23 protein-coding genes are annotated in these 25,586 nt (G+C 64.9%); 10 read left to right on the top strand and 13 right to left on the bottom strand.

Going from position 1 to position 25,586, the window contains the following annotated elements; all coding sequences use genetic code 11:
- Positions 1-31: 31 nt before the first annotated feature.
- Entirely contained in the window at positions 32-1,861 is a 1,830-nt protein-coding gene (locus tag K1X74_15605; GenBank protein ID MBX7167757.1) for a hypothetical protein, read from the bottom strand.
- A gap of 193 nt (positions 1,862-2,054) precedes the next feature.
- Here K1X74_15605 and K1X74_15600 point away from each other — a divergent pair, with 193 nt between their 5' ends.
- Entirely contained in the window at positions 2,055-2,822 is a 768-nt protein-coding gene (locus K1X74_15600; GenBank protein MBX7167756.1) for a YdjY domain-containing protein, read from the top strand.
- A 28-nt stretch (positions 2,823-2,850) separates the two neighbouring features.
- Positions 2,851-3,348, top strand: coding sequence for a DinB family protein (locus K1X74_15595; protein ID MBX7167755.1), 498 nt, complete (start codon positions 2,851-2,853; stop codon positions 3,346-3,348).
- A 31-nt stretch (positions 3,349-3,379) separates the two neighbouring features.
- On the opposite strand, the gene K1X74_15590 is transcribed toward K1X74_15595, so the two are convergent.
- Positions 3,380-4,207: a heme-dependent peroxidase gene (locus tag K1X74_15590; protein MBX7167754.1), complete on the bottom strand. Its 828-nt coding sequence runs from the start codon at positions 4,205-4,207 to the stop codon at positions 3,380-3,382.
- 225 nt (positions 4,208-4,432) lie between these two features.
- Here K1X74_15590 and K1X74_15585 point away from each other — a divergent pair, with 225 nt between their 5' ends.
- Positions 4,433-6,166, top strand: coding sequence for a hypothetical protein (locus K1X74_15585; protein MBX7167753.1), 1,734 nt, complete (start codon positions 4,433-4,435; stop codon positions 6,164-6,166).
- A 24-nt stretch (positions 6,167-6,190) separates the two neighbouring features.
- Here K1X74_15585 and greA read toward each other — a convergent pair whose 3' ends face one another.
- From greA to K1X74_15555, 6 genes are all read right to left on the bottom strand, one after another.
- Positions 6,191-6,670, bottom strand: a complete 480-nt coding sequence (greA, locus tag K1X74_15580) for a transcription elongation factor GreA (GenBank protein ID MBX7167752.1) — start codon at positions 6,668-6,670, stop codon at positions 6,191-6,193.
- Positions 6,671-6,889: 219 nt separating this feature from the next.
- Complete coding sequence (locus K1X74_15575) at positions 6,890-7,615, bottom strand: phospholipase (protein ID MBX7167751.1); 726 nt, start codon at positions 7,613-7,615, stop codon at positions 6,890-6,892.
- Positions 7,616-7,745: 130 nt separating this feature from the next.
- Entirely contained in the window at positions 7,746-9,443 is a 1,698-nt protein-coding gene (gene rpoD / locus K1X74_15570) for an RNA polymerase sigma factor RpoD (GenBank protein MBX7167750.1), read from the bottom strand.
- A gap of 118 nt (positions 9,444-9,561) precedes the next feature.
- Positions 9,562-11,427 (bottom strand): DNA primase, encoded by a 1,866-nt coding sequence (dnaG, locus tag K1X74_15565; GenBank protein ID MBX7167749.1) that lies wholly within the window; start codon positions 11,425-11,427, stop codon positions 9,562-9,564.
- A 306-nt stretch (positions 11,428-11,733) separates the two neighbouring features.
- Positions 11,734-13,326 carry an arylsulfatase gene (locus K1X74_15560; protein MBX7167748.1) on the bottom strand — a complete coding sequence of 531 codons (1,593 nt, stop codon included), beginning with the start codon at positions 13,324-13,326 and terminating at the stop codon, positions 11,734-11,736.
- Positions 13,323-14,465 carry a trypsin-like peptidase domain-containing protein gene (locus K1X74_15555; protein ID MBX7167747.1) on the bottom strand — a complete coding sequence of 381 codons (1,143 nt, stop codon included), beginning with the start codon at positions 14,463-14,465 and terminating at the stop codon, positions 13,323-13,325. The genes K1X74_15560 and K1X74_15555 overlap by 4 nt, the downstream gene beginning before the upstream one ends.
- Before the next feature lie 95 nt (positions 14,466-14,560).
- Here K1X74_15555 and K1X74_15550 point away from each other — a divergent pair, with 95 nt between their 5' ends.
- Positions 14,561-16,828, top strand: a complete 2,268-nt coding sequence (locus K1X74_15550; GenBank protein MBX7167746.1) for an HTTM domain-containing protein — start codon at positions 14,561-14,563, stop codon at positions 16,826-16,828.
- The gene (gene aat / locus K1X74_15545) at positions 16,825-17,505 is read left to right on the top strand and encodes a leucyl/phenylalanyl-tRNA--protein transferase (GenBank protein MBX7167745.1); all 681 of its coding nucleotides are present in this window, start codon (positions 16,825-16,827) and stop codon (positions 17,503-17,505) included. Before K1X74_15550 ends, aat begins: the two co-directional genes overlap by 4 nt.
- Positions 17,506-17,527: 22 nt before the next feature.
- On the opposite strand, the gene K1X74_15540 is transcribed toward aat, so the two are convergent.
- Together K1X74_15540 and K1X74_15535 are read right to left on the bottom strand one after the other, a co-directional pair.
- The gene (locus K1X74_15540; GenBank protein MBX7167744.1) at positions 17,528-18,421 is read right to left on the bottom strand and encodes a substrate-binding domain-containing protein; all 894 of its coding nucleotides are present in this window, start codon (positions 18,419-18,421) and stop codon (positions 17,528-17,530) included.
- On the bottom strand, positions 18,418-19,491 hold the full coding sequence (locus K1X74_15535) for a helix-turn-helix domain-containing protein (GenBank protein MBX7167743.1): 1,074 nt from the start codon (positions 19,489-19,491) through the stop codon (positions 18,418-18,420). Before K1X74_15535 ends, K1X74_15540 begins: the two co-directional genes overlap by 4 nt.
- A gap of 313 nt (positions 19,492-19,804) precedes the next feature.
- Between K1X74_15535 and K1X74_15530 the strand changes: the two genes are divergently transcribed.
- The 3 genes from K1X74_15530 to K1X74_15520 are packed head-to-tail and all read left to right on the top strand — an operon-like array spanning position 19,805 to position 22,094.
- On the top strand, positions 19,805-20,629 hold the full coding sequence (locus tag K1X74_15530; GenBank protein MBX7167742.1) for a hypothetical protein: 825 nt from the start codon (positions 19,805-19,807) through the stop codon (positions 20,627-20,629).
- Positions 20,630-20,635: 6 nt separating this feature from the next.
- Positions 20,636-21,658 (top strand): DUF1559 domain-containing protein, encoded by a 1,023-nt coding sequence (locus K1X74_15525; GenBank protein MBX7167741.1) that lies wholly within the window; start codon positions 20,636-20,638, stop codon positions 21,656-21,658.
- The gene (locus K1X74_15520) at positions 21,648-22,094 is read left to right on the top strand and encodes a hypothetical protein (protein ID MBX7167740.1); all 447 of its coding nucleotides are present in this window, start codon (positions 21,648-21,650) and stop codon (positions 22,092-22,094) included. The genes K1X74_15525 and K1X74_15520 overlap by 11 nt, the downstream gene beginning before the upstream one ends.
- Positions 22,095-22,110: 16 nt before the next feature.
- Here the strand turns inward: K1X74_15520 and K1X74_15515 are convergent, their stop codons facing one another.
- From K1X74_15515 to K1X74_15505, 3 genes are read right to left on the bottom strand one after another with little or no spacing between them, the layout of a single operon-like run.
- Positions 22,111-23,019, bottom strand: a complete 909-nt coding sequence (locus tag K1X74_15515) for a sugar phosphate isomerase/epimerase (protein ID MBX7167739.1) — start codon at positions 23,017-23,019, stop codon at positions 22,111-22,113.
- A gap of 39 nt (positions 23,020-23,058) precedes the next feature.
- Positions 23,059-24,015: a GNAT family N-acetyltransferase gene (locus tag K1X74_15510; protein ID MBX7167738.1), complete on the bottom strand. Its 957-nt coding sequence runs from the start codon at positions 24,013-24,015 to the stop codon at positions 23,059-23,061.
- Positions 24,016-24,033: 18 nt separating this feature from the next.
- A complete protein-coding gene (locus tag K1X74_15505; GenBank protein ID MBX7167737.1) occupies positions 24,034-24,360 on the bottom strand; it encodes a multidrug efflux SMR transporter in 327 nt (108 codons plus the stop codon).
- 166 nt (positions 24,361-24,526) lie between these two features.
- Between K1X74_15505 and K1X74_15500 the strand changes: the two genes are divergently transcribed.
- Positions 24,527-25,297: a HesA/MoeB/ThiF family protein gene (locus K1X74_15500; GenBank protein MBX7167736.1), complete on the top strand. Its 771-nt coding sequence runs from the start codon at positions 24,527-24,529 to the stop codon at positions 25,295-25,297.
- Positions 25,287-25,547: a MoaD/ThiS family protein gene (locus K1X74_15495; GenBank protein ID MBX7167735.1), complete on the top strand. Its 261-nt coding sequence runs from the start codon at positions 25,287-25,289 to the stop codon at positions 25,545-25,547. The genes K1X74_15500 and K1X74_15495 overlap by 11 nt, the downstream gene beginning before the upstream one ends.
- Positions 25,548-25,586: the final 39 nt, after the last annotated feature.

Below are 25,586 nucleotides of genomic sequence, written 5' to 3'. Positions count from 1 at the left end.
TTGCGCGAAGCCTTGCCGCAACGCGAAACCGCTAGCCGGCCTCGGTCTGCAGCAACGGATGAAACTTACCGCGGCGCGAAAACCGGGCCAACAGAAACTCGCTATTCAGGTGTATGCCCAACACCGTCCGTTGGCCGAGCGCACCGAGCGACCGATAGACCACCCATTGCCGCTGCCCGATCTGGGCTCGATAGCCGACGGCCGTGTCGGCCGAGCGAATTTGGCGGTCTTCGGCCACGGTCAATTGTCGCCAGGTGACCGGCTGCCGCATGGTTTGCGCGTCGAGCGAGACCAGCAACGGCGCATACAAGCTGCGGCCCACGGTCTGTTGCCGCAATTCCAACTGGCCCGCCGACGCGCCGAGTTGCCCGCTGCGCGGATCGCGCCGCCATTCGGGCAGGGCCAAGGGCAACACCAGGGCAGCCTGGCGGCCGCAATGGAGCACACCTTCGCGCGTGTCTTGCGCCGGCTCGAACCGAGCCGCCGTCGAAAGCGGCAAAGTGCCCACGTAATCGATCCGGCAGTTCTGCGGTGCCAACACGGCATCGGCGATCAGCAGCAGACGGTCCTTGTGCGTCAATACGGCCTGCCGCCGCAGCGTTACGCCGTCGGCCAGATCGATCTCGAGCTCGAGCTGATCGGCCTCTTCGCCGCGCGCGGCGTGCAGCAGCCGCCAGTTGCCCTGCGACCGGAGCGTCCGCCCGTCGATCTGCACGTCGTAGCCCCAACTGCCCGACCAGAACACCGACGCGCCCAGATTCAACTCGATTTCCAGGCGCGGGCTCGCATAGTTGCACACCAGCATTTCGCGCTTGGTGCTCCAGCGCGGACGCAACACCGCCAGCCGCGACCAGCTCGAATGCACAAACGGGGCGAGCTTTTCGAGGCGCGTGGCGCTCGTCGACGAGCAGGGGCGCTCGAGAATTTGCCGTTGCTGCTGCGGTCGCAGCACGGCCGTCGCGATGGCCCGGGTCGTCTTGGTACCGTCGATCTTCACCGCGGCCCGAAACAGGCCCGGGCACCAGGCCGAGGCCTCGCCGCGAGCCAGCGGTTGTGCACCGTCGCGGCGCGCCAAGCGCAGCGCCTGACGTACGAGCCGTGGAAACCGCTCGGCCGTGGCTGCGCTGAAAGCGCCCCCCTTGAGCGTCTCGCCCAGGGCCATGGCGCGGGTCCAACAGGCCAGCAGCGGACGGAATTGCGCCAGGCTGTCGCCGTGCAGCATGCCGTCACCGTCGAGCAGCCGGTCGCAACCGTCGGTCAATGCGGCCCGGGCCGAATCGATCAGCCCGCGGCACGAGTTCAGCTCGGGCAGCGTGTAGGCCAGAGTCAATGGCAGCTCACCCGCAAGTAGCTGATGGACGAGCGGATGGCCGTTCAGCTCCAGTCCGGTTGCCGTGGTTGCCACTTGATGGAAGTGGTGCAGCATCTTCCACCAGGTGCCGGCGGCGGTTCGCGTAGCCAACGAGGGCAAGGCATGGACCCAGGCCAGGATCTGCAACGCCTCGGCCACGTCGAACACGCTTTCCGTCGCGCCGTGCAACCAGGCCTCGATCTGCGCAGACAGCGTTTCCGGCGCACGCGAGCGCCCACAAGACAGCCGATAGAGCCACTGAACCAGCTCGGCCGTGGGCTGTTCGTCGGCCGTCAACGGAGCGGCCCACAAGAGCGGGCTTTGCTCGTCGTCGATCAACCGCCAGAGCTGCCGCGGCGTCTCGCGACGCGAAAGATATTTGGCCCAGGCCCGCCAACCCGTGCTATCAGCCGACCAGTCGCCCGCCGCGGCAATTTTTTGCGGCGCCGATTTGTGCCAGTCGTGCCTGCCCGTCACGAGCCCTGCGGGACGTGTCAGCGGTGAAACCATTCCGCTCGTGGGGATCCTCATCGCCATGTCGATCTGCGTTCCATCGGAGAGTATCAGCCCAGCACGGTTCTCGTTGTGACGGGCTGGCGGAACGGGGTATCCTAACAAGTGGGTCAGACGATTTCTGCCCCCGTGAGCGTTTCCCCGGGCAGCACCGTCGCCGCTCGGGCTGGATTTTTGGGGACTGCATTCGATGATCGACTTGCGCAGCAGTGTTGCCATGCTTGTCGCCGCGTTAGGAGCCTCGACCGGTTGGGCCCAGGACCCGGCAGCGCTCGAAGGCCAGCCCGGAGCGTCGGCCCCCGCAAACGCTCCGTCGCAGCGGCCCGATCCCCCCGGCTACAAGCGGCTTTCACCGCAGGCCGACGTTTGGATCTCCGGCGAAAAGAAGCAGCTCTGGATGATCGGCAAGGTCGTGCTCCGCGAGGGGCCGCTCGAGTTGTTCGCCTGCTTGACCGGAACGAAGGAACACGAGGCGATCGTGGCAGTCAAGACCGAGGCCTACATCGTTCACGCGGGCCTGCTGGCGATCGGCGCCACGGCCGGAGGCCCAGTCGAGTTCGTGCCCGAGTATAAGCCACCGCGCGGCACGGAAATCGAAGTCACGGTGTCCTGGACCGATGCGGCGACCAAGCGCCGGCGGTCGGCGCGTGCCCAGGAATGGATTCGCGACGTGCAGGCCCAAGCCGCGATGAAGCAGCCGTTCGTGTTTGCCGGCAGCGGGTTCTGGGAAGACGCCGAGCGCAAGCAGCGGCATTACCTCGGCGAGGACGGCGACTTGATCTGTGTGGCGAACTTTCCCAGCGCCGTGCTTGACGTGCCCATCCAAAGCTCGCAGGCCAACGAGCAGTTGATGTTCGACGCCTTCACCGACCGGATCCCGCCCGAGGGCACCGAGGTCGGAATCATGCTTGCGCCCAAGCGGTCGAAAACGCAGGCATCGGCCCCTTCCAAGCCCTGACGGTCTTGCCCTGGGACGACTCGGGCCAATGCCAAAAACTGCGAGCCTGCAGCGCGATGCCCTGATTCAATTGCTCGACGAGTCGTACGACCGGCGGGCTTGGCATGGGCCGAACCTGCGCGGTTCGCTGCGCGGCGTCGAATTTGACGAGGCCATATGGAGGCCGCACGACGCGAAGCACAATATCTGGGAAATCGCACTGCACGCCGCCTATTGGAAATACGTCGTCCGGCGGCGGCTTCTTGGCGAAAAACGCGGTTCGTTCAGCCTGCCGGGCACCAACTGGTTCGAGCGGCCCCAGGGGGCCGACGCCCGCGCCTGGAAGCGCGAACGGAAGCTGCTCGACCAGCAGCATCGCGCGTTGCGCGAGACGGTCTTGTCGCTGAGCGACGCCGACCTGGTGAAGCGCAAAAGCGGACGGTGGAACTTTGCCGGGCTCGTCCGCAGCATCGCGCTGCACGACGTTTACCACGCCGGACAAATCCAGACGCTCAAGCGACTCTACCAGCTCGAGGTCGGGTCGTAAGCTGGCCTGCCGCAAGCTACGAACGGCAGACCTACACGCCGCAGAATTCGAGCATCCGCGCGGGTGTCGTCACGTAGCTCGTATAGAACGGCCCGAACTCGGCATACCGGGCACTCGCCTCGTCGAACCGCATCCGGTAGACGATGTCCTTCAAGAAGCCCGGGTTGCGGGCCCACAGCGTGACGCCCCACTCCCAGTCTTCCAGGCCGATGCCGACGGTGATCAGTTGCGTCACCTTGCCGCCGAAGGTCATGCCCGTGCGGCCGTGCTCGGCCATCAGCCGGCTGCGTTCGTCGAAGGGGAGCAAGAACCAGTTTTCGCCCACCTTGCGCTTCTTGTTCATCGGGTAGAAGCACGTGCTCGGCCAGGGGGGCAACTCGGGCTCGAGACGCTGCCGCCGCATGGCGTCTTCGCGTGCCGCATAGGCCTTGACCCGGGCCTGAAACGCCGGGCTCGCCGGGTCCTCGCCCTCTTCGGCCAGCTTGTTCGAGAACTGCTCGACCGTGGGTACGTACTCGGAGACCTCGGTCAGCGAAACGAACGAATACATCGGGACCAACGCGGGCCCCAGCCGGCTGGCCAGTAAACGCTGGTGAACGGTTTGCACCTTCAGCGGGTCGGGATCGAGGATCATCAGGCCGAAATCGGCCTTGTGCCCCGAGACGATCGACGTCTGCAGCCGGACGGGTCCGCCGGCGACGGCAGGGTCGAGGATCGTGGCCCATTCGTCGCGGCCCGCGGCGCGCTCAGCAGGGCCCAAGTCCTGCAACGCACCACGATCGAACCGGTAATAGGCATGCGTGCAGTGCCAGCCCTCTTCAGGGCGGAGCGAGACCTCGGCGGCGCTGTCGGTCGTCATAGTTCGATTCCAAACCCAGGATTGCCCAAGCAATGCAGTATTAACCCAACCCCGCAATCCGCCAACCCATGCCCCCGGATTCTTGCCCCAATCTTGCTACCCACCCGTTAAGCCTCCGGCTTCGTTCTTTACCTCGGCCACGCGCACGAAGCCGATTGTTCCCCCCAGCGCCTAACGTGCGTAGTATTCCGCAACTACTCACTCCAGACGGCGAAGGAATCATCTATGACGTACATCGTCGGGATGAAGCGGCATGGCGTTACGTCGTTGATTGCAGATTTGCGCGCAACAGTTGGCGACGGCCCGGAGTCCTTCGGTGTCAACAGCGCGCTGAAATCTGGAATTCTGTTTCCTGGCGCGATCTACGCAGCTTCAGGTTCGTTCTGGGGAATCCGTGCTTTCGTACACGAGGCCAGACGAAGAAGCGAACTCTGCGCTGACGTGGCCGACAAATGGGCGTCGTTCCTGGCACTTGTGAACGACTTCCCGTTTTTTGAATTTGACCAGGAGCCATTCGCCCTCTTGATTGCTTCACGCGCGTCCGGTCAATCAATCCTTTATCAGTTGGTTTCGAGTGACCATAGTCTGACTCAATGTGAAGACTTTCAGTCCTTCGGATCAGGCAAACAGCACCTGGACCACTATTATCAAATAGTCGATACCACCCTTACGGAGCACCTGCCGGTTGGCCGTGGTCACAATGATTGTCCGCCGGAAATTGCACCGGCTTATTACTGCCTTGGACTTACGGAAGCCGCAACAGGGTTTGAAATTGCACGGCTCGAAAGCATTGGCGTTGGCGGCGTCTTCTACTATTTGTATCAGAATGCCGACGGCGACTTTTATCAGCCTGTCACGCTCTTTCTGATTTGTCACTCAAAGCATACCGGTGACGAGATCGCACTCGTGGAGACCCGAATCGGGTTCGTCGATGGAGTCTTGGCTGTAAGCGCTCCGCGCCCAAGCGTCGTCCTGGCCAAGGCTCATCCTGCACAGGATCCCATATCCTGGCTAGCCACCTCGCGCTACATTGACGCTGACCTTATTTCTGCTGGCGCGCACCGCTTGGCCACGGAGTTGTCAGAGCCTCTGCCTCGTGCGGAAGCCGACGAAGTCTGGGCGCGCTTTGAGAGTATGCCGCTATACGACTTCTGCGGCGTGGGATTTGCCGGTCGACTACATCGTGGTGTAAGGCTTGGCCACCATCGCGGATCGCGAGACGCTCCATTCATGTACCTGCGCAATCCAACCATACTCCCCAAGGCATGGACACAAGTGATCCTTGATCGTTGTGGCAAGAGGCCCCACTTTCCGCCAGAATTTGGGACGTGCCAGTACTGCTACAGCACAAACCTTGTCCAGCTATTCAGGAAGGAGCTTGGCTACAGGGAGCAACGTCTCGCCGAAACCGCCCAGTTCCCGGATCAATCACTGCCTTTAGATCCCGAAGGTTTGGGGGTCTACTTCCGACTGAAATGGTATCCAGATTCGACAGCAGTGCTGATGGCGTGCGAGCTGCGCGGCCACGATGCATTGCATCTGAAAGTCGGAATTAAGATTGACTTCGCCCTAGTGCTGTCAACCAAGTTGCCTGCCGGCGAGATCGGGAAAGATACGCGTCTCGAGTCCGTCATCGAAAAGTTCGCGGAGAGCTTTGGTTACCCGGTTACGGCTCACCCAGATCACCCGCCGTCTTATGTCTATCGCGGCCCATGGAACGGCGCGAAACCGGAGGTTCCGATGGGCACGTTACTTCTCGCGTTTCGCGATCCCAATGCACCGTCCTCTATTGCGATGATGTTCTGCATGGATGAGAACAAGTACTTTGATTGGTACCGCGAATGCGTGTTCGACACTCTGCCAACGGAAGCTCGTGCAAATGGAGAGTTTTCGAGCGAGATTCCCCCGATCAACTTTGACAACGACTGGGATTTTCCCGAGACAGATGCGATGGCTTGATGCTTGACAGGACTGTGGTAGACATCATTCCTCGAACCGCATCTCGACGATTTGGAACCGCATCTTGCCGGCCGGAACGGGGATTTCGACCTTGTCGCCCACCTTGTGGCCGACGAGTCCTTGGGCCAGCGGGCTGGTGATGTTGATCTTCCCCGCGTCGTAATCCTCTTCGCCTGCGCCGACCAGGGTGTAGATCTCCTCGTCGCCAAAGTCGAGGTCCTTGAGCACGACGGTCATGCCGAAGGTCACCTGGTCCTTCGGGAGCGTGGACATGTCGACCAGCTGGGCTCGCGAGAGCTTGTCCTTGAGCAGGTTGATCTTGGCCTGCAGCATGCCCTGCGACTCGCGGGCACCGTGATACTCGGCGTTTTCGCTGAGGTCGCCCTCGGCGCGGGCGTCGGCCACCCGGCGCGTCACGGCCGGCATCTCGACGCCTTCCAAGTGATCCAGCTCGGCCTTGAGTTTCGCGTAGCCGGTACGCGTCATGGGGATCATGTCGGACATGTCTGGGCTCCCACCAACAAAAAAATCGGCCCTTCGTTCGACGGGGCCGACGGGTCTATTGTGACCGGTTCATTGCCGGCATGTAAAGAGCGGCCCCCGGGACTTGGAGGGTGGCGCCGTTCGACTCGCCATCTGGCACCGTGCGCGGAAATCGACGCGCTGGACCCACCGCGCCGGCCCACGAAATGCCGAGCGAGCCGCTGGCCAGAACCGTTGAAGCTAACGCCCCGGCTTGCCCTCGACGCCTTCGGGGAGGTACAGCAACCGCCCGCAGCTCAAGCAAAACACGAGCTTGCCCATCCGCAAGGCGTTGTGGTTGTTCGGGGTGAGCTGCTGATAGCAACCGCCGCAGACGTCGCCTTCGACGGCCGCCATGGCATCAGCGCCCTTCGATTTGACGACGCGCTGATACGCATCCCGGACGTCGTCGGGCAGCGACTTTTCGGCCTCGGCCAGCTCGCCTTCGAGCCGTTGGACGTCGCCTTGAACCAGCGCCACTTGCTGGCGCACGGCCTCGCTGGCCTTGGCGAGTTCTTCCTGGGCTTTTTTGCGGTTGGCCTCGGCCTCGGCCACCAGCGGCTTGAAACCGTCGATCTTTTCCAGGGCCTCGATGATCTCGTCGGACAGCACGCTGCAGGCCATCTTGTCGGCTGCGATCTGGTCCTTCAGCACCTGGTATTCGCGGTTGCTCGTGGCCTGATTGAGCTTGTCTTCGAGTTCCTTGATTTTGTTTTCGGCGGTGCGGAGTTGTAGTTGCTTCTGATCGGCCAGGACCTTCGCGGCCTTGGCCTGGGCATGGACGTCGTCGACCGCGGCCGACAGCCGAGTGACGTTGCCCTCGTGGGCCTTGATCTGCCGGGGGCCACGTTCCAGGCGGTCGCGCAGATCACTCAATTGACGGTGGATGCGATGGATCTCACGCAGGGATTCGAGCATCGCGTTCATGAAGGGTTCCGGTGGGGGGCGGCGGGCGGGTGCAAAGGTGCCAAGCACGGAAGTATACCAAAAAAAGGCCGCCGCTCGGAGCACCGGCGGCGGCCTACGCGGACGGCAAACACTATTCCGCTGAACGTGGCTAACTCGCGATGCCTTCGAGGAAGCCCTCCAGTTGCTTGCTGCGCACCGGGTGCTGCAGTTTGCGCACGGCCTTGGCCTCGATCTGGCGGACGCGTTCCCGCGTGACGCGGAAAATCCGGCCCACCTCTTCGAGCGTGTAGGTATAGCCGTCGCCCAGACCGTAACGCAGCCGAATGATTTCCCGCTCGCGATACGTCAGCGTCTTGAGCAGGTTCTCGATCCGGTCGCGGAGCATGCCGTGCGCGGCCGTGCTCAGCGGGCTCTGCGTCGCGGTGTCTTCGATGAACTCGCCGAACGAGCTATCCTCGCTTTCGCCCACGGGGCGATCGAGGCTCACCGGGTGCCGGCCGATGCTCAACACGCGGCGAGCTTCCTCGACGTTCATCTCGGCCGCGGCCGCGGTCTCTTCGGTCGTGGGCTCGCGCCCCAGTTGCTGCAACAGGTTCTTCGACACGTTGCGCAGCTTCGAGAGCACCTCGATCATGTGCACCGGAATGCGAATCGTCCGCGCCTGGTCGGCGATGGCCCGAGTAATGGCCTGACGAATCCACCACGTGGCATACGTCGAAAACTTGAATCCGCGGCGATACTCGTACTTGTCGACCGCCCGCATCAGGCCCGTGTTTCCTTCCTGAATCAGGTCGAGGAAGCTGAGGCCGCGGTTGCGATATTTCTTGGCGATCGACACCACCAGCCGGAGGTTGCCGCCGGAGAGTTCGCGTTTGGCCTTTTCATAGGCGCGGAACTCTTCCTGCATGCGTTCGCAACGCCGTTTCAGGCTGTTGGGCGTTTCGAGCGTCATCAGCAGCAGATCGCGGAACTGGCGATACAGGTTGGCACGCTCGTCCTTGGCCGAGGCGTCGCCGCGCAGCGCGGCGATGCGCTTCTGCAGCTTGGCCATTTCGGCCGAGACCTGCTCGAGGCGCTTCATCAGCGGTTGCACCCGTCGAGTACGCAGACTGAGCTCTTCGACGAGGACCAGTGCCTTGCGCCGGCCGCGGACCAGCCGCTGGTGCGCCGCACGGCGCTGGGCCGGCGTCGCCTTGTGGCTGACCATTTCGCGGAAGTCCTTGACGTTCTGCGCCATCAGGTGCTCGAGCGTCCGCAGATTGTGCGGCATCCGCGCCTGAATCTGTTCCTTGGTCAGGTGCTCGGTCAGCGAGACCTTGATCGTGCGGTCGAAGGGCAGGGCCCCCTCGTGCACTTTGACCAATTGCTCGTAGGTTGCCTGCAGCGCCAAATGGCACCCCAGCACCGTGCGACGGAACCGCCGGCGGGTGACCTCAATTTTTTTCGCCAGGCTGATTTCCAGATCGCGCGACAGGAGCGGGATCTCGGCCATCTGCGTGAGGTACATCCGCACCGGATCTTCGTTCCAGCGCGATTCGTCGGCGATGACGTGGCTCCGCGAGCCGTCCTCGCTGGGCGCGTCTTCCCCGGCATCGTGTTCGGCCTCGTCGGCCGCGGCCTCGATCGGCCGGGGCTCTTGCTCTTCGACTTCGCCGTCGACCAGCTCGGCCGGCTCGCTGACCAACTCGATCCCCTGCTCATCCAAGGCCAACATCAGGGCATCGAGCTTGTCCGGGTCGACAGCGTCGTCGGGCAGGTGCTCGTTGACCTGGTCGAACGTCAAATACCCTCCTTGAGATTTGCCGCGGGCGACCAGTTCTTGAAATTCCTTGTCCGAAAAATCCACCTGTCATTCCTCCTGCGCTGCGGGTGCGCCGCATGGGTCGATGGACGCAGAGCCGTTACTCCGACCCGACGCTCGCGCGTCCCCGGGTCGGCGGCTCCGTGTGGGCCGGACGGCGACTTCACCCTTCCGTGGGCAAAGACGGGCGCCGCCGGCTGCGTTCGCGTTCAACAATCTGTCGCAGTAACTCCTTCTCCTCATCCTCGTCGAGCTTCCGTTCGCGCAGCACGGCGGTCTCTGCACGATGTTGCTCGGCGAATTTCCGCTGACGATATCGATCGAGCAACGTCCGCCAGGCTCCGGCGCGATCCACGTCGGAGTTTTCGCGGCTGTGCTCGTCGAGTTCGACGATCAATGCTTTCCACTGCGGCTGGTCGAAGGCCAACAGGAGCCGATCGAACGTCGGCGTGATCCCTGCATCGGCCAGCTCGCACATCCGCTGGTATACGGAGCCGCTCGCGTCCGCGGACAACTCGCCGGGCTGGATCGTGCTGCGGGCCTCGTCGAGCCAGTCGGGCCGCTGCAGCAGGATCTCGACTAGCTCGCGCTGCCAAGGATCGAGCGGTGCGCTCGTCGCGGCGCCGGTCTCTCCAACAGCCGCCGCGGCTCGCAAACCGGCGTCTATCTTGGGCTGCCGCACTGTGCGTCGCAAGACGGCCAATCGGCCGCGCAGCCGATCTTCGGCCACGTCGCTGTAACGGGCCAGCCGGCGCAGCACCTGGTCTTCACGCAACCGGCTTCCCGACGCCTCATGCGCCGGTAACACCGGGACCTTGGCCAACGTGCCCAAGACGTCCTCCGCAGCCTGATGTCGCGCGTGCAGGCCGCTGCGGGCATCCAATCCCGCGATGGCGACCGACAGCTTGTGTTCGAGGGCGTCGGCGGCTTCGTGCAGCAGAGTTGCAAATGCCTCCGACCCCCTGGCCAGAAGAAATTCGCATGGATCGGCATTTTCGGGCAAGGTCAATATCCGCAAGTCGATCGGCTCGGCTACGAACAGCTCGAGAATCTCGTTGGCCCGGCGCCGCCCGGCCTCATCACCATCCAGCACGAGCACCACCTGGTCGGCCAGTCCGCGCAACAGTCGGACATGCGACGGCCCCAGCGCCGTGCCCAGCACGGCCACGACGTTCTCGTGGCCGCACTGGTGGGCCATGATGCAGTCGGTGTAACCCTCGACCACGACAGCCTTTTTCGAGCGAGAGATCGCCTCGCGTGCAATATCCAGGCCGTACAGCAAATGACTTTTCGAGAACAGCGGGGTCTCGGGCGAATTGATGTACTTGGCCGGGTTGCTATCGTCGAGCCCGGGGAGCACTCGTCCCCCTAACCCGACGGGGCGTTTTTGCATGTTGCGGATCGAGAATAGGACCCGGCCGCGGAAACGGTCGTAATGGCCGCTGCCGTTCTGTCGGGGGCTTGCCAGCCCCGCAGCCTCGAGCGTCGCGGGCGTGTGGCCCGCGGCCTGCGCACGGCCCAACAGCCAGTCCCAGCGTGGCGGGGCAAACCCCAAATGGAATCGGCGAATGCTTTCGTCCGAAATGCCGCGATCGTCGAGATAGCGCCGGGCCACTTCGGCCTCCGGCGCGGTCAGCAGCAGGTTGTGATACTGCTGCTCGGCCCAGGCCATGACGGCCAGCAAGCGTTCTTTCTCGCTCGTGGCGACGCTCGGACCGGCCACCTGGACCCGGCTGTCCAGCGCGATGCCCGTCTGCTCGGCGAGGCGGGTCAAGGCCTCGGGAAACTCGATGCCCTCGATCTGCATCAAGAAACTGAACGCGTCGCCGCCGATGTTACAGACCCAGCAGCGATACGATTGCCGGTCCGGGTTAACGGTCAGGCTGGGGCGCGAGTCGTCATGCCAGGGGCACAGGCCCTTGAACATGCGTCCCTCGCGGCGCAGGGGAATGTAGCGACCGACCAGCTCGACGATGTCGACGGCCTGGCGGATGCGCTCTTTAGCGGCGAAAGAGTCTTGCGGCGGCATCCGCTCCCCCACTAGCGAATCGAAGACCGAAATCGCGCAGCGCGCGACACAGCTCGCGAGAAACCGACGTACCTGCCTCACTCCGCCCGGTCGGCACCGCCTGTGATGCCCCGATCGGGGCCGCGAAAAGACTCCACCGTCGGTCGGCTGCGCGCGATTATAAAAGTCGCTGCGCACAAGGGTCAAGGAATCGGAGCGGCCACCGCGAGCACCTAGACTCCCCAGAGCAAAGAGCGTGCCGAAACCGTATGGGCAATAGTCCCTTGATCGCGACTGCCAAGAGCCCGCGATTCATGCGAAATGCGCTTATCCCGACTTCTTGTTCTTCGCGGTCTGGCGCGGAAAGCGGCGGACTTCGACATCGTTCGTCTGCCGCGGACCGGGCGTGCTGCGGCCTTGGAGAATCAATCCTTCGAGCAGTGCCTGCAGCTCGACGACACGTTCGGGCTGCGCGGCGGCCAGATTGTGTTGTTCGCCCAGATCGGTGGCCAGGTCATAGAGCTCGGGTTCGCTTGCTTGAATCAGCTTCCAAGTGCCTTGCCGCACCGACATCGTGCCGTCCGAGGCGCAGCTCACTGCGTGCTCGCGCACGGCACCGCGAACGGCTGCGAACAGCGGCAACATGCTGAAGCTGTCCTCGGCCGCGTCGTCGGGCAACTTCGCGCCAAGGATTTCGGCCAGCGTAGCCATCCAGTCGGCCTGGTGCACGAGTTGATCGCAAATGCTGCCCGGGGCAACGTGTCCTGGCCAGCGGACCACAAACGGGACGCGGTGACCGCCTTCGTAGGCATCGCGCTTGTAGCCGCGCAACGGTCCGCTGGGGTAATGGCCTTGGGCCTCGAGTTGTGCGGCGCCGACATAGGCGGCAAACCCATTGTCGCTCGTGAACAGCACCAACGTGTTTTCACTGGCGCCATGCTCGTCGAGCGCTGCCAACACCTGTCCCACGACGTCGTCGGTTTCCATGATCAAATCGGCCACCGGCAGCCCGAGCCCGCTGCGCCCTGACCAGGGCGGATTGACGGCCAGCGGCGTGTGGGGCGTCGTCAACGGCAGGTAGAGCAAGAACGGCTGCTGGGGCTGTGCCTGGCGACGAATGAAATCGATCGCCCGGTCGCGCAGCGCGGGCAAGACGCCGGCAAGTTGCCAGCCAGGCAAGGCCGGACCGTTGAAGCTGGCCAGGTGATGGCCCACGAGATCGGCCGGCAGGTACGTGCTCGGCAGACCTTGCACGCGGTCGCCCTCGACAAACGCATACGGCGGCCAATTCGGTACGATCGTGCCGAAATACTCGTCGAAGCCGCGCGTCGTGGGGCCATCGCGCAACGGGCGCCCGAACACCGCGCGCCAGGCCGACAATCGCTCCGGGGTCAGCGGCGGCGGTTCGCTGCCCTCACGCCGAAAAAACCTGGCCTGATCGTCGGCAATGCCCCAGTCCTCGCCCAGATGCCACTTGCCGATGCAGGCGGTGCGATAGCCGTGTTGCTGCGCGAGCTTGCCGATCGTCAATCGCTCGCGCGCGATCAACGGCCTTTCCCAAAGCTCGCAAATGCCGGCTTGCAGCCGCGTCCGCCAATGGTAGCGCCCCGTCAACAGTGCATAGCGCGAAGGCGAGCAGCAGGCGCTTGATGAATGCGCATCGGTGAAACGCATGCCCGAGGCCGCCAGCCGATCGAGATGCGGGGTCGGAATCTTCCCACGATCCGGGTTGTAGCAGTGCAGGTCGCCATAACCGAGGTCGTCGGCCAGGATCATCACGATGTTGGGGCGCGCAGGCGCAAGACTCGCGGCCACGGCCGGGAGACTCGCCAGCCACATCCCTGCGACGCCGAGCCGGGCGCAAGCGATTGCCATCCGGCGCATGACCATACCGGCAAGGCTCAATTCTAGGTGCATCATCGTTCGGCTTTTCTGCGCTGTCGCTCTTCAACCGTGACCCGGACCGTAAGTTCGCGACCGAACCTCAGCAAGCGCGCTTCGACGGCCTTGCCGATCTCGGTCTGGCCGACCAGCAGAATCAGGTCGTCCGGCTCGTCGATCGGCTCGCCGTCCCAGGACCGAATGACGTCGCCTGTTTCGATCCCGGCCTTGGCCGCGGGCGAGCCCGGCTCGACCTGCGACACCAACGCTCCCCGCGTCGAATTCAAGCCCATTTGCATGGCCACGTCGGGCGAGAGCCGATCGAGCGCCACGCCCAGCCACCCGCGCGCGAGGACGGTGCCCTTGCGTAGCCGGTCATACACGTCGCGGGCGTAGTTGCTGGGGATTGCAAAGCTGATGCCCTGGTAGGCCGGCCCGACGATGGCCGTCGTGATCCCGATGACTTCGCCGCGCAAGTTGACCAGCGGGCCGCCGCTGTTGCCGGGATTGACGGCCGCATCGGTCTGCAGAAAGTCGAGCGGTCGTGAACCGCCATGCACGCGGCGTCCCGTGGCGCTGATGATTCCCGCCGTCACGCTGCGATCGAGGCCATACGGATTTCCTACGGCCAGCACCCAGTCGCCCACGGCGATCTTGTCGCTGTCCCCCCAGGGGGCCGTCGGCAGTTGGTCGGCATCGATTTTGACCACGGCCAGGTCGCTTAGCGGATCGGCCCCGACGAGCTGCACGTCGCCAATCGTCCGGCCGTCGCTGAGCAGCACCTCGATCCGCGAGGCGTTCTCGACCACATGGTTGTTCGTCACCACATACCCGGCCGGGTCGACGATTACGCCGGAGCCTTGGCCCTGGGCCGCGTAAACGCGCTGGCGCCCTTCACCCGACCAGTACGGATTGCCGCGCTGGTAGAGCGTGGTGGTGTTGATATGGACCACGCAGGGCCCCACGCTTTGCGCGACCAGCCGAAAGGCCTCCGAGGTGTCGGCCAGCTTCGCCAATTGCTGCCGGGCCGACTCGATCTGCCCGCGCTGCTCGCCGCGCGCAGCCGAGTACCGGATCCGCTCGACTAGGTTGGGCAGGATCAGTGCCAGCAGCAGCCCCAGCAAGATCCAGACCAGGTACGTGCGACGAAATCCCGGTTGGCTGGCGGTCGTCTCCATGAAGTAGCTCCTGCTTTTCGTCGCGGAAGGGATGTCGCGGTTATTATAGGGCCTTTGTCGAACCGCACCGGCCATCCTTCCCGGCTCAAATTCGCTTGAACGCTCCGGCCGCTCTTCGTGCCTCGCGCTGGTCGCAATGGACCGCCGTCCTGCGGACGTCGGTGTCGGGCGAGTCCTTGGGTGTGTTCCGGATGATCCTCGGCACCGTCCTGGCGCTCGAAGGCGCAACGTTGTTGTGGCCCCACGCCGAGGGCAATCTCCTGCGTCAGATCTATACGGGCCCCCATGTCGGCTGGAATGTGCCGTACCAGGGCTGCGGCTGGTTGCCCCAACTGGGCGCGACGGCGCTGAACGCGTGGGTCGCGGTGATGACGCTGGCCGGGCTGGCGTTGGCACTCGGCTGGCACGCTCGCAAATGCGCCTTGCTCGGCAGCGTGCTTTGGACCTACGTCTGGCTGCTCGACGCGACGCGATACAACAACCACTACTACCTGTTGAGTCTGCTGCTCCTGCTGGCGGCCTGCATGCCCATGGCGGCGCGGTACAGCCTGGCCGCGTCCGGCGACGGGGTCATTCCGTTCTGGCCGATCGCCGTACTGCGCGGCCAGTTGTTCGTCGTCTACTTCTTTGGCGGCGTCGCGAAGCTGAGCCGTGATTGGTTGCTGCATGCCGAACCGGTGCAGACGCTCTTGCGATTGCCGCATGTCGTCGAACCGTTTGCCGGGCTGCTCGACCCACCGGCCTTGGCGCAATTGCATGCGGCGATCGCCCAGCCGGCCGTCGCTTTTGCAATCGCCTACATCGGTCTGATCTTCGACCTGGCCGTCGGCGGATTGCTGCTCGTGCGGCGGACGCGAATCCTCGGGCTGGTCTTGACCGCCATCTTTCATGGGCTGAACCACTTTATCCTGTTCGACGACATCGAGTGGTTTCCCGTGATGGCGCTCTCGCTGACCACCATCTTTCTCGAGCCCGATTGGCCTTCGCGCGTGGCTCGTTGGTTCGCGACGCGAGCCTGGCCGCGGCCCGATTGGCGCTGGCTGCTCGGTGGGGCGCTGCTGTTGCCGGGCGTCGGCGCCGCGTTGGGGTGGAGTATTTCGCCCACGTCGCGCGGCGAAACGGCGCCCCGTCGGCTGTCCCGGCTCACGCTGCCGTTGATTGTGCTGTGGTTTACGGTGCAGGCGATCGTCCCGTTACGGCACTACTTCATCCCGGGCGACGCCGCCTGGACCAGCGAGGCGGACCGCTTCAGTTGGCGCATGAAAACTGCCGCCAAGCGTTCGGGGCCGTTCTGGATCACGCTGGTCGATCCCGCCCACGGCGCGCAGGATGCACAGGGCAACGTGCGCATCTCCTGGAGCCGCCTGCCTGCGCCACACACGCTCTATCGAGACGTCGACGCGCGGCGCGTCGCCTGGAACAGCCTGCCCGAGATCGTGGTCTTGTTCCAATCCTTCGTCGGCGAACGCATCGTCTATAACCCCTACAGCGGTCGGCAGCAGCCGCGCGACGAAGCCACGGCACGCACGCGTGCAGCGAGCCTGGCCGGCGCCGTGTTCGGCAGCCGGGGCGAGCTCGCACCGACCATTTCGCTCACCGCAGCGCTGCGGGCAGCGCGTCATCTGCTCAGCGAAACATCTGTCCCGCGCGAGCTCGGAGCGCAATTGGACGAGGCCGCGCAACTCGCGCAGGAGCTGCAAGCCGGAACGCTCGATGAGCGCACGGCCACGAATCATGTTGGACGCATCAAGGCCGCGATGTACCGACTGCTGCAGATTCCCCCGCTCGCCGGTCCGCTGCGCGAGGTGCTCTCGCACCTCGATCCCCTGGCGTTTGACGGCGCGCTGCACATGCCAGGCCCGTTCTTCTCGCTGGTCGATCCCAATCTTCAACAGGCCTCGCGCCAGGGATTCGTCACGATCGACAGGGCAAGCTGGAGGCCGCCGCAGGGCGTGGCGGTCGTCGTGGCCGACGTGCAACGCGCCTCGCTCGTCGACTGGCAAGCGCTGCCCGAAATCGTGCCGACGCTCGGTCGTGACGGCCGCACCGTGTTCTACTGGAATCCTGCCCGCGACTTGCCCCGCTTCAAGGTCGATACGCTCCAACAGTATCCCTGCATGCTCGAGCCCTATGTCAAGCGCATCGCGCAGTTGTGGCAGGCGCGCATGGGCAGCTATCCGCAGATCTACGTGACCGACTATGTCGGCATCAATCAGCATCGCATGCAGTTGCTCGTCGACCCGACGGTCGACCTGGCCGCCGTGACCTGGCGGTCGTGGGGCCACAATCCCTGGATTTTGCCGCTCGACGGAGAGCCGCCGGCTCAGGCAACGTCGTCGGCGCCCGTGGCCAGCCGTCCATGAGCCTTTCCGATCCGAAATACTTTCCACCGGTCGCGACCAGCACCGCCGAGGGACTCTTGGCCGTGGGCGGCGAATTGAGCGTCGAGTGGCTGCTCGACGCATATCGCCACGGCATTTTTCCCTGGCCCTATGACGAGCGCATCCTGGCCTGGTGGTCGCCCGATCCGCGGGCCGTCATCGAGTTCGACCGGTTCCACATTTCCCGCAGCCTGCGCCGGACGCTACGCCAGCGCCGCCTGGTCGTCACTTCGGATCAAGCGTTCGGCGAGGTCATGCTTGGTTGTGCAACCGAGTGCGGCCGCCGGGGAGCGACGTGGCTGACCCCAGCCATGCGTCGGGCGTACCAACAACTGCACGCGGCCGGCCAGGCGCACAGCGTCGAGGTCTGGTCCGAAGGACGACTCGCCGGCGGGACGTATGGTGTCAGCATCGGCGGTGCGTTTTCGGCCGAGTCGATGTTCTACCGTGTGCGTGATGCCTCGAAGGTAGCTTTGGCCCACCTGGTCGGCCATCTCCGTCGGCGCGGTTACCGGTTGCTCGACATCCAGCAGCTCACACCGCACACGGCGCGGCTGGGTGCACACGAAATTCCGCGCGCGGAATACCTCCGCCGGCTCGCCGAGGCCCAGCGCCTGCGCCCGAGCTGGGAACCGTTCGATCCCGACGCGGAGCCCTGACCTTCAACGCACGCGGCAGCGATCATTTCGCCGCGTGGCCGATCTCGACGGGAAAGAACAGCGGCCGATCGTCGATCTCGCCCTTGCCGTATTCGGCAATCCAGGCCTGCGTCTCGGGCGAGCGCAGAAATGCCGCCAAGCGTTTGGCGGCCGCGTATCGTTCCGGCGTCGTGCGTTGGGGCGTTGTGACGACGACCAGATACGGTCGGCGCATCCGCGGGTCGCCCTGGACCATGATCTGCAAGGTGGCCGCGGGAATCTTGCCGTTGAGGAACGGGATCCGCCCCACGAGCGTATAAGCGTTTTCACGCTCGGCGCGTTGCAACAATTGCCGATGCCGGTCGGCCGCGATAATCACCGTGTGCTCGGGGTCCAGCTCCAGCTCGTCGACGCTGAGCAAGTCGTGCAAGACTTCTTGCGCACCGAGACTGCGATGCACCAGCAGCGTGTGCTGCCCCGCGATGATCCGGGCCAGTGCGGCCACAACGTCGTGCGAACCGCGGACGCCGGCCGGATCGGCCTCGGGACCGACCAGCAGCAAGTCGTTCCTCAGCCAGGGCTGCGGGTCCTCACCCAGGCCGTCGGCCACGAGATTGATCATCGCGTCGCAGGCGTGCATCGTGACGAGATCGCACTCGCCTCGGGCAAAGCTTGGCAGCAACACGTGCTTGGGCCCCGTTGCCACGAGCACCGTATGCAGGCCCGTGGCTCGTGTAAATCGATCGGCGACGGCGTCCCAGAACCCCGTCTCGGTCATACCTCCGATCACGGCGCAGCGAATGGCCGGCGCGGCTGCTGCCTCGACGGATTCAGCCGGCGCTGGCGGCGGCTCCCCGGCGGCAGCACCGCGCGCCGCGCCGCCGGTGGCCAACAACAAGGCCAGCACGATCGTCCTGGAATGTTCGGCCGGCTTCATGACTTGGCGCAATCCTCGAGTTCTCCCGTCGCCGACGAATCGTAACCCGGCAGTTCGCCCAAGTGCCGTCGGTAGGCGGCCGATCGGACAACGCGCACGAGCGCTTCGATGCGCGGATCGCCGAGAGCCTGGCTGGCGATGCACAGGTCGTAGTCCTCCTCGCGCACCGGCAAAAAGCTCAGACCATATTCCTCGCACGCCAAGCGCAGGCACACGCCGACGTCGGCCCAATTGTCGCGAATCGCCGTAGCCACTCCGCGGTGGTCGTGGGCGATGCGGCGGGGCGGCGGGGCATCTCCGAGCAGCTCGTCGAGGCAGACGCGTGCGCCCGAACCGGCTTCGCGGCCGATCCACCGTGCCCGCGAGCGGACCACGCCGCCCAGCGACCGTGCTTTGACGCCCGGGGACAGGGCCAATCCTTCTTGCCAGCGTGCCATGCGCATCAGCATGTACTCAGGACCGAGCATCTCCCTGCACACGGCTGCATTGCCGTGCTCGCCGGCGCGACCCAGATGGACGCCGGCGGCATGCACGAGACCATCGGCCAGCAATCGCAGTGCCTCGCGGCTGGAGCGCCGCACGACTAGCAGTCGAAACGGCGTTTGCGCGACGTATTCGCTCGCCAGCAATCCCGCTGCCGGGTCGCAACTGGCAACCACCAGCGTCTTGTCGCCCAGCGCCGCTTCGGCGGCCGCCAGGCCCGAGTGTTCGAAGCGGCCACCGCGGAACACGCCATCCTGCCAGACCGGAAAGTCGGCCACCGCATCGCTCGGATAGGCCAGCCAGCGCGACCCTACCCGCGCTTGCCAGAACCGTACGGGCTGCTGCCGCGGCGGGATGGCCCAGCGCAGCGTGGCTTCGCCCTCGGCTGCCAGACTGAACAGGTCCTCCACACGGCACGCGAGCGCCTGGGCCAAGGCGAGCGCCGTCGCCGTCGAGGGCACCAGCCGCCCGGCCTCGATCGCGCCCAGACCGGTGCGCGAAATGCCCACCCGGGTCGCCAGATCGGCCTGGGACCACTGCCGGGCCTCGCGAAACGCGCGAACATGATTCTGAAATGATGGCGTCATGATCCTGCCACCGTATCCCACAAAAGGCACGATTTGCAAGTATTTTATTAGTCCAAAGCAAAGCCACGTCTAGCCTATTGACATTTTTATGTCTTCTTATGACACTTTTCTGACCTTTTGCCCCCGCCATCCCCATCCTCCCTCGTACACCGCCGAGGTACCGCTCGTGCCCCGAATCCACGTCGTTGCCCGTCGGCATTTGGCCCACGGGGCAGCGTCTCGCAACACCTCCTGCCGGCGGTCGCGGCGCTGAACCCGGTGGGTAGCGCGGCGGGCCGCTGCTACCCACCAATTTGCTGCTTGGGAGTCCGGCATGCACTTGTACCGTTCGTTTCGTTGTTTCGTCTTGTTGGGTTACTGCACGGCGGCGGCCCCACTCTCTGCGACGACCATCTCGCTCACCCCCACTCACGACAACACCCTCATCCAGCGCCAGCTCATCACCGACCCACAACTGAGCAACGCCCTGGGCGATGTCATCTCGGGGCGCACCAACCAGGATGGCCAAGGGCCGGCCACGATCAGCATCCGCCGCGGGCTGATCTATTGGGACCTGTCGACCGCCAGCATTCCGGCCGGCGCGGTGATTACCGGAGTCGATCTACGCATGCGCGACGTGCAAGGGCTCAACGGTGACCGCGCAACGACCTTGCACCGGCTGACCAATAGCTGGGGCGAAGGCACTTCGTTCCAGGCCGGCGGACAAAGCGCTGCGGCCACGGACAACGACGCGACGTGGTTCTATCGCTTCTACAATACCGCCAATCCCGGCGCGAGCCCGGCTTGGAGCACGCCCGGGGGCGACTTCGTATCGACGCCGAGCGCGACGACGGTGATCAACGACGACCTGGGTCCCTTGCAGCCCGTGGCCTGGCTCGGCGCGCTGAATCCGCAAATGGTCGCCGACGTGCAAGACTGGCTCGATAACCCCGTCACCAACTTTGGCTGGTTGATCAAGGGCGTCGAGACGAGCGGCCAGACGGCCAAGCGTCTCAACGGCAATGGCTCCGACGTGCCGCCCTTGCTGGAAATCACCTACACGGTCGTGCCCGAGCCAACCGGCGTATGCCTCGCCCTGAGTGCGCTCCTGACCGGCTGCCTGGCAGTGGCCCGGCGGCGCGGCGCCGGTTCGAGGTGACGTGCGATGCGGCAGCGAGCCGGCACGAACAATCGGGATCACCTGACGACTCGGCCTTCCGCGTTCACGCTGGTCGAGTTGTTGATTGTGATCGGGATCGTGGCCGCGCTCGCTGCGATTGCGCTGCCTGCCGTTCAAGCAGCGCGCGAAGCCGGCCGGCGCACCCAGTGCCAGAACAATCTCCGCCAACTCGCCGTGGCGGCGATTCGACGGCACGACGCGCGGGGTTCCTTTCCGTCCGGTCTCGACCAGCGCTATTTCCTGCAGCCGCCCGTGCACCGCGGCGTGGGATTGTTCGTGGAATTGTTGCCGTATATCGAGCAATCCGCGCGCCAGCAGCAGTGGAACTACCAGGACCCGCTCAAGAACACCACCGGCGGCGATGCCGCGGCCACGGCCCAAATTCTGCCCTGGCTGTTATGTCCGTCGGATGTGTTGCCGCGAAATCCGGTGACGACCAATCAGGGCTGGCATTACGCCCTCACCAGCTATGGCGGCAGCGGCGGGCGACGCTCATATTTTCCCGAGTTTGCCACGGCCGACGGCATCTTTCACACCACCGGCGAAGCCGCAGAACCGAGCAAGAAGCAGCGCGGCATTCGCCTGGCCGACGTTGAGGACGGGGCTGCAAATACCTTGCTGTTCGGCGAGCGCAGCCACTTCGATCCGAACTACGAGTCATTCGGCGAGGCCGGCTGGATCGACCGGCTGTCGAGTTGGGGCTGGTGGGCCCCGTCCGGCGGCCGTAAATCGATCGGTCATATCACCCTGAGTAGCCATGCCCCGCTCAACTATCGATTGCCGTTCGGTTTCGGCAATCGGGCAACCGCGGTCCCGCCGGCAACCGATACGCAGAAACTCCAGTACTATGTCGACTTACGCTGCTGCGCCTTTGGCAGCGAACACCCGCGCGGCGCAAACTTTGCATACGCCGATGGCTCTGCGCGATTCCTGGCAGACGGCGTCGCGCTGCTGACGCTGCAGGCTCTTTCGACGCGTTGGGGAAAGGAAACATCCGATGCGTGGTAGCGTGATGGCTGGCGTGCTCGTGCTGGCGGCGGCGGGCCTGGCCGGCTGCGCGCGGCCGGTGCCGCTCGGCGAAGTCACCGGAACTCTGACGATCGCCGGCGAGCCGGCCGCAAGAATCCTGGTGCAGTTCCTGCCCGATGCCTCGGCCGGCACCGTCGGACCGCGCTCCAGCGGCATGACCGACGAACGGGGGCATTTCGCGCTCCGCTGCGACGACCGCCGGCCGGGCGCCGTCGTTGGCCGCCACCGGGTCGTCTGCGAGGACCTGCTGCTGTACAACCGCCCGCGCAACGAAGTTGCGCCCACGGAGATCAGCCCCTTTGTCAGCCGCGTTCCCGCGCGCTATGGCGACGCGCAGCAGACGCCTCTGCAGGTCGAAGTTGGGCCGGCACCTCAGAACTTTGCGCTCGAGGTGCTCGTTGACGAACCCCGCTAGCCGGCGCCGCGAGCGCTCACACGACCAGCGGCCGCAGCACATTCCGCGACAATTGCAGCGAGCGCTGGCGGTCTTCGAGCGCCGGGCGGAAGGCGTCGTCTTCGACCTCGACCGCAATCGCACCTCGGTACCCGACGTCGGACAGCGCCGAGACGAAGCGTGCCCAGTCGATGTCGCCCAACCCCGGAATCTTCGGCGTGCTCCAACCGAGTCCCAGGATCCCCGCGTCGTTCAGCTTATCGCGCTCGACGCGCATGTCCTTGGCGTGGACGTGTAAGATCCGCTGGCCGAATTCGTAAATCGGCCGAATGTAGTCCATCATCTGCCACACCAGGTGCGAAGGGTCGTAGTTCAGCCCGAAGTGGCCCGACGGGATCCGCTCGAACATCCGCCGCCAGATCGCCGGGCTGTAGGCCAGGTTCTTGCCGGCCGGCCACTCGTCGAAGGTAAACAGCATGGGGCAATTCTCGATGCCGATGCGGATGTCGTGATCCTCGGCGCACCGGATCAAATCGGGCCAGACCTCGCTGAAACGGGCGAAGTTCTCGTCACTGTTGCGGCGATGGTCGGCGCCGATGAACGTGTTGACGTGCTTGAGCCCCAGCAACTGCGCCGCGCGGATCACTCGCTTGAGGTGCGCCGCGGCGACCTGTCCTTCCTGCGGGTCAGCCGAGAGGATGTTCGGGTAATAGCCCAAGCCGGACATGGCGACGCCGTGACGCGCGCAGAGGGCGTTGATGTCGTCGGCGCGCGCGGGCGTGAAGTCGGTCACGTCGATATGCGTGACGCCGGCATACTTGCGCTCGGCCTTGCCGACCGGCCAGCACATGACTTCGACCGAATCGAACTGCTCGCGAGCCGCGAAAGCGAGCACTTCGTCGAGGCTCAGTTCGGGCAGGATCGCGGTGACGAATCCCAGTTGCATGCGGGCTCTCCCTGGGCGCGGGGCAATTCTGCCGTGCGCTCAAACATGATCGAGATAACAAAAGCGGTCCGCCGCGGCCAGCGTGGCGTCGTCAAACCAGCACTGCTGATCGAGCGGACGGACCATGGTGATTTCTTCGCGCCGCGGCGTCAGCTTGAAGAAGGCCTGCGCGGCCTTCGTGCCCGGCAGCCAGCCCCCGCACTGCGTGTAGCCGCGAAATTGCGCTTCGAGAATCAACAGCCGATACAGCGATTCTTCCGCGGTCTCGCGACCGATACTGGTGTCCGCCGTGGCGATCGCCCAATCGGCCAGATGCCATTGATTCTCTTGCCGGGCCAGCCGGGCGTAACCGACGCGGCCGACTGGTCCTTCGAGCCAGAAGAAGTCGTCGAGCGGCCGCATCTCGAGCGTGAACTCCCAGTACTGCGGCGACCGTGCAATTGCCCAGGGCAGCGAACCGTGATCGGCCGCATAGAACCGCGCCATCTGTTCGAGCTCTTCTTCGGGCGAAAACTCGACCAGCCGCCAGCCGCCGCGAATCTCGGTCGAATCGAAGCTCCGATGCAGCATGCAGGTACCCTGCCAGGCAGGGCAAAGCAAGTAGCCGCGGCGCGTGTAGTATTGGGGCGCGATATCGCAATAGAGCACGCTCAGCTTGGCACCCTGCTGCGTGGCCATGACGGCCACGCGATCGAGCAGCGCGGCTGCATGGCCCTGGCCCCGACAATCGGGCCGGGTGTGCACCGAGCCGATCGCAATGCCCGGAACGATCTGGCCATGCCAGTAGAACGAGCGATCGTAGGCGGCCAGCGCGACGACCACTTCGCCGGTGCGCAGTCCGACGTAGCGGCGTGCACTGCCGTACAACGGACTCTTCAACCGGCGCTCGACATATTCTTCGAGCGACAGGCCCCGGCCCCAAAATTCCCAAGCATTGCGCAGGGCCGCCACACGGTCGGCATCATCGGCAACGCGAATCTCCAGGCGCTCGTCCATGGTGGTCCTAGGTTTCTATCAATGGGCGTTGCCGGCCAGGTTCAACCCCGCCACGCCGGCGACAACGAGCACGATCGACACTAGCTTGAGCGGCGTCAGCGTCTCGCGGAACAACACCACGCCGATGGCAGCCACCAGCGCGGTCCCCACGCCCGCCCAGATAGCATACGCGATGCTCAGTTCGATCTTCCGCAGCGACAGCGACAAACATTGAAAGCTGAGCACGTAGCACAGCAAGGTCCCTGCCGATGGCCAGAACACGCGAAAGCCATTCGACAGCTTCATGCACGTCGTACCGGTCACTTCGAGCAAGATCGCCAAAGCCAGCCACAGCGCAGGTGTCATGGCCGTTGTTCCCCCCACAAAGTTTTTCTAGTGGTCCGCGCAAAACATAACACGGCACCGCAGCGCGGCTCAATCGGGGTGCTCGCCGGCGACTGCCTGTCGCGAGGGCGTCCGCTTGGACTAAACTGTCGCCATCCGTGGTAGCCGAAGGAGGTGGACTATTTCGTTGCCCGAGCTGTCGCTCGAGGAACTCGAGCGCTACGCCCGGCAAATCGGACCGGGCGTGTTGTCGACGACTGCGCAACGCCGGCTGAAGGGCTCGGCGGCGCTGGTCACGCGCGCCGGCGGCATGGGGGGCCCGGCCGCGCTGTGCCTGGCGATGGCCGGCATCGGCAAGTTGATCGTCGCGCACGGCGGCGATTTGATCCTGCCCGATCTGAACCGCCAGCTGCTCGGTTCCGAAGCCGCGCTCGGCCAGCCACGCTCGCAGGCATTCGCCGCCGCGCTGACCGGGATGAATCGGCACGTCGACGTCGAGTTCATCGATCACGAGCCGGATGACGACGAGGCCCAGGCCTTGGCCCGGCGGGTGGACGTCGTCGTGGCATGCCCACCGACGTTCGACGAGCGCCTGCGGCTGAATTCCGCGGCCGTCGCGGCAGGGGTCCCTCTGGTCGATGCGGCCCAATGGGGCATGACCGGCACGCTGGCCGTGGTACAGCCGGGACGCACGGCCTGCCTCCGCTGCATCTATCCCCGGCAACCCGAGTTCGAAGAACTGTTTCCGGTGGTCGGGGCGATCTCGGCAGCGATGGGCTCGCTGGCCGCGCTCGAAGTGATCAAGTACCTGACCGGCACGGGCCGCTCACTAGCCGGCCGGATGTTGTTGTACGACGGCTTCAACGGCCGCGCGACACACGTCCAATTGCGGCGCGATCCGGATTGCCCCGTCTGTCGTCAGGCCCGACCTCGAGAGGAGGCTACGCTTGCGGATTGATGTTCTCATCACCGGTCGCAGCTACCACCTGGCGAGCGCTGTACCCCCGGCACTCGAGTTGCCCGAGGGAAGTTCGCTGCGCGACGCCCTGGCGCGGCTCGACGCGCTGGTCCCGCGCGAGGCGCAGTTTTCGCCGAGTTGCCTGCTGGCGATCGGCGGACGCCATGTCGGCACCCTCGGCGCCTACGACGACGTCATCTTGCGGGATGGCGACGAGCTGGTGATTCTCGCGCCCGTGTCGGGCGGTTGATGGCGCCTTGGCCCGCCGCGCGGCGATGCGTACCGTGCG

This window comes from Pirellulales bacterium, assembly GCA_019694435.1.
Lineage (GTDB): Bacteria > Planctomycetota > Planctomycetia > Pirellulales > JAEUIK01 > JAIBBZ01.
The sequence above is the reverse complement of the archived record's forward strand: the minus strand, read 5'-3'. Positions and strand labels throughout refer to the sequence as shown.

Coding starts and splice junctions, on each gene's coding strand:
- K1X74_15605 (MBX7167757.1), bottom strand. CDS start 1,861: ATGGTTTCACCGCTGACACGTCCCGCAGGGCTCGTGACGGGCAGGCAC.
- K1X74_15535 (MBX7167743.1), bottom strand. CDS start 19,491: ATGACGCCATCATTTCAGAATCATGTTCGCGCGTTTCGCGAGGCCCGG.
- K1X74_15505 (MBX7167737.1), bottom strand. CDS start 24,360: ATGACACCTGCGCTGTGGCTGGCTTTGGCGATCTTGCTCGAAGTGACC.
- K1X74_15530 (MBX7167742.1), top strand. CDS start 19,805: ATGCACTTGTACCGTTCGTTTCGTTGTTTCGTCTTGTTGGGTTACTGC.
- K1X74_15520 (MBX7167740.1), top strand. CDS start 21,648: ATGCGTGGTAGCGTGATGGCTGGCGTGCTCGTGCTGGCGGCGGCGGGC.
- K1X74_15555 (MBX7167747.1), bottom strand. CDS start 14,465: ATGGAGACGACCGCCAGCCAACCGGGATTTCGTCGCACGTACCTGGTC.
- K1X74_15585 (MBX7167753.1), top strand. CDS start 4,433: ATGACGTACATCGTCGGGATGAAGCGGCATGGCGTTACGTCGTTGATT.
- K1X74_15525 (MBX7167741.1), top strand. CDS start 20,636: ATGCGGCAGCGAGCCGGCACGAACAATCGGGATCACCTGACGACTCGG.
- K1X74_15510 (MBX7167738.1), bottom strand. CDS start 24,015: ATGGACGAGCGCCTGGAGATTCGCGTTGCCGATGATGCCGACCGTGTG.
- K1X74_15595 (MBX7167755.1), top strand. CDS start 2,851: ATGCCAAAAACTGCGAGCCTGCAGCGCGATGCCCTGATTCAATTGCTC.
- K1X74_15515 (MBX7167739.1), bottom strand. CDS start 23,019: ATGCAACTGGGATTCGTCACCGCGATCCTGCCCGAACTGAGCCTCGAC.
- K1X74_15575 (MBX7167751.1), bottom strand. CDS start 7,615: ATGAACGCGATGCTCGAATCCCTGCGTGAGATCCATCGCATCCACCGT.
- aat (MBX7167745.1), top strand. CDS start 16,825: ATGAGCCTTTCCGATCCGAAATACTTTCCACCGGTCGCGACCAGCACC.
- greA (MBX7167752.1), bottom strand. CDS start 6,670: ATGTCCGACATGATCCCCATGACGCGTACCGGCTACGCGAAACTCAAG.
- K1X74_15540 (MBX7167744.1), bottom strand. CDS start 18,421: ATGAAGCCGGCCGAACATTCCAGGACGATCGTGCTGGCCTTGTTGTTG.
- K1X74_15560 (MBX7167748.1), bottom strand. CDS start 13,326: ATGATGCACCTAGAATTGAGCCTTGCCGGTATGGTCATGCGCCGGATG.
- dnaG (MBX7167749.1), bottom strand. CDS start 11,427: ATGCCGCCGCAAGACTCTTTCGCCGCTAAAGAGCGCATCCGCCAGGCC.
- K1X74_15600 (MBX7167756.1), top strand. CDS start 2,055: ATGATCGACTTGCGCAGCAGTGTTGCCATGCTTGTCGCCGCGTTAGGA.
- K1X74_15590 (MBX7167754.1), bottom strand. CDS start 4,207: ATGACGACCGACAGCGCCGCCGAGGTCTCGCTCCGCCCTGAAGAGGGC.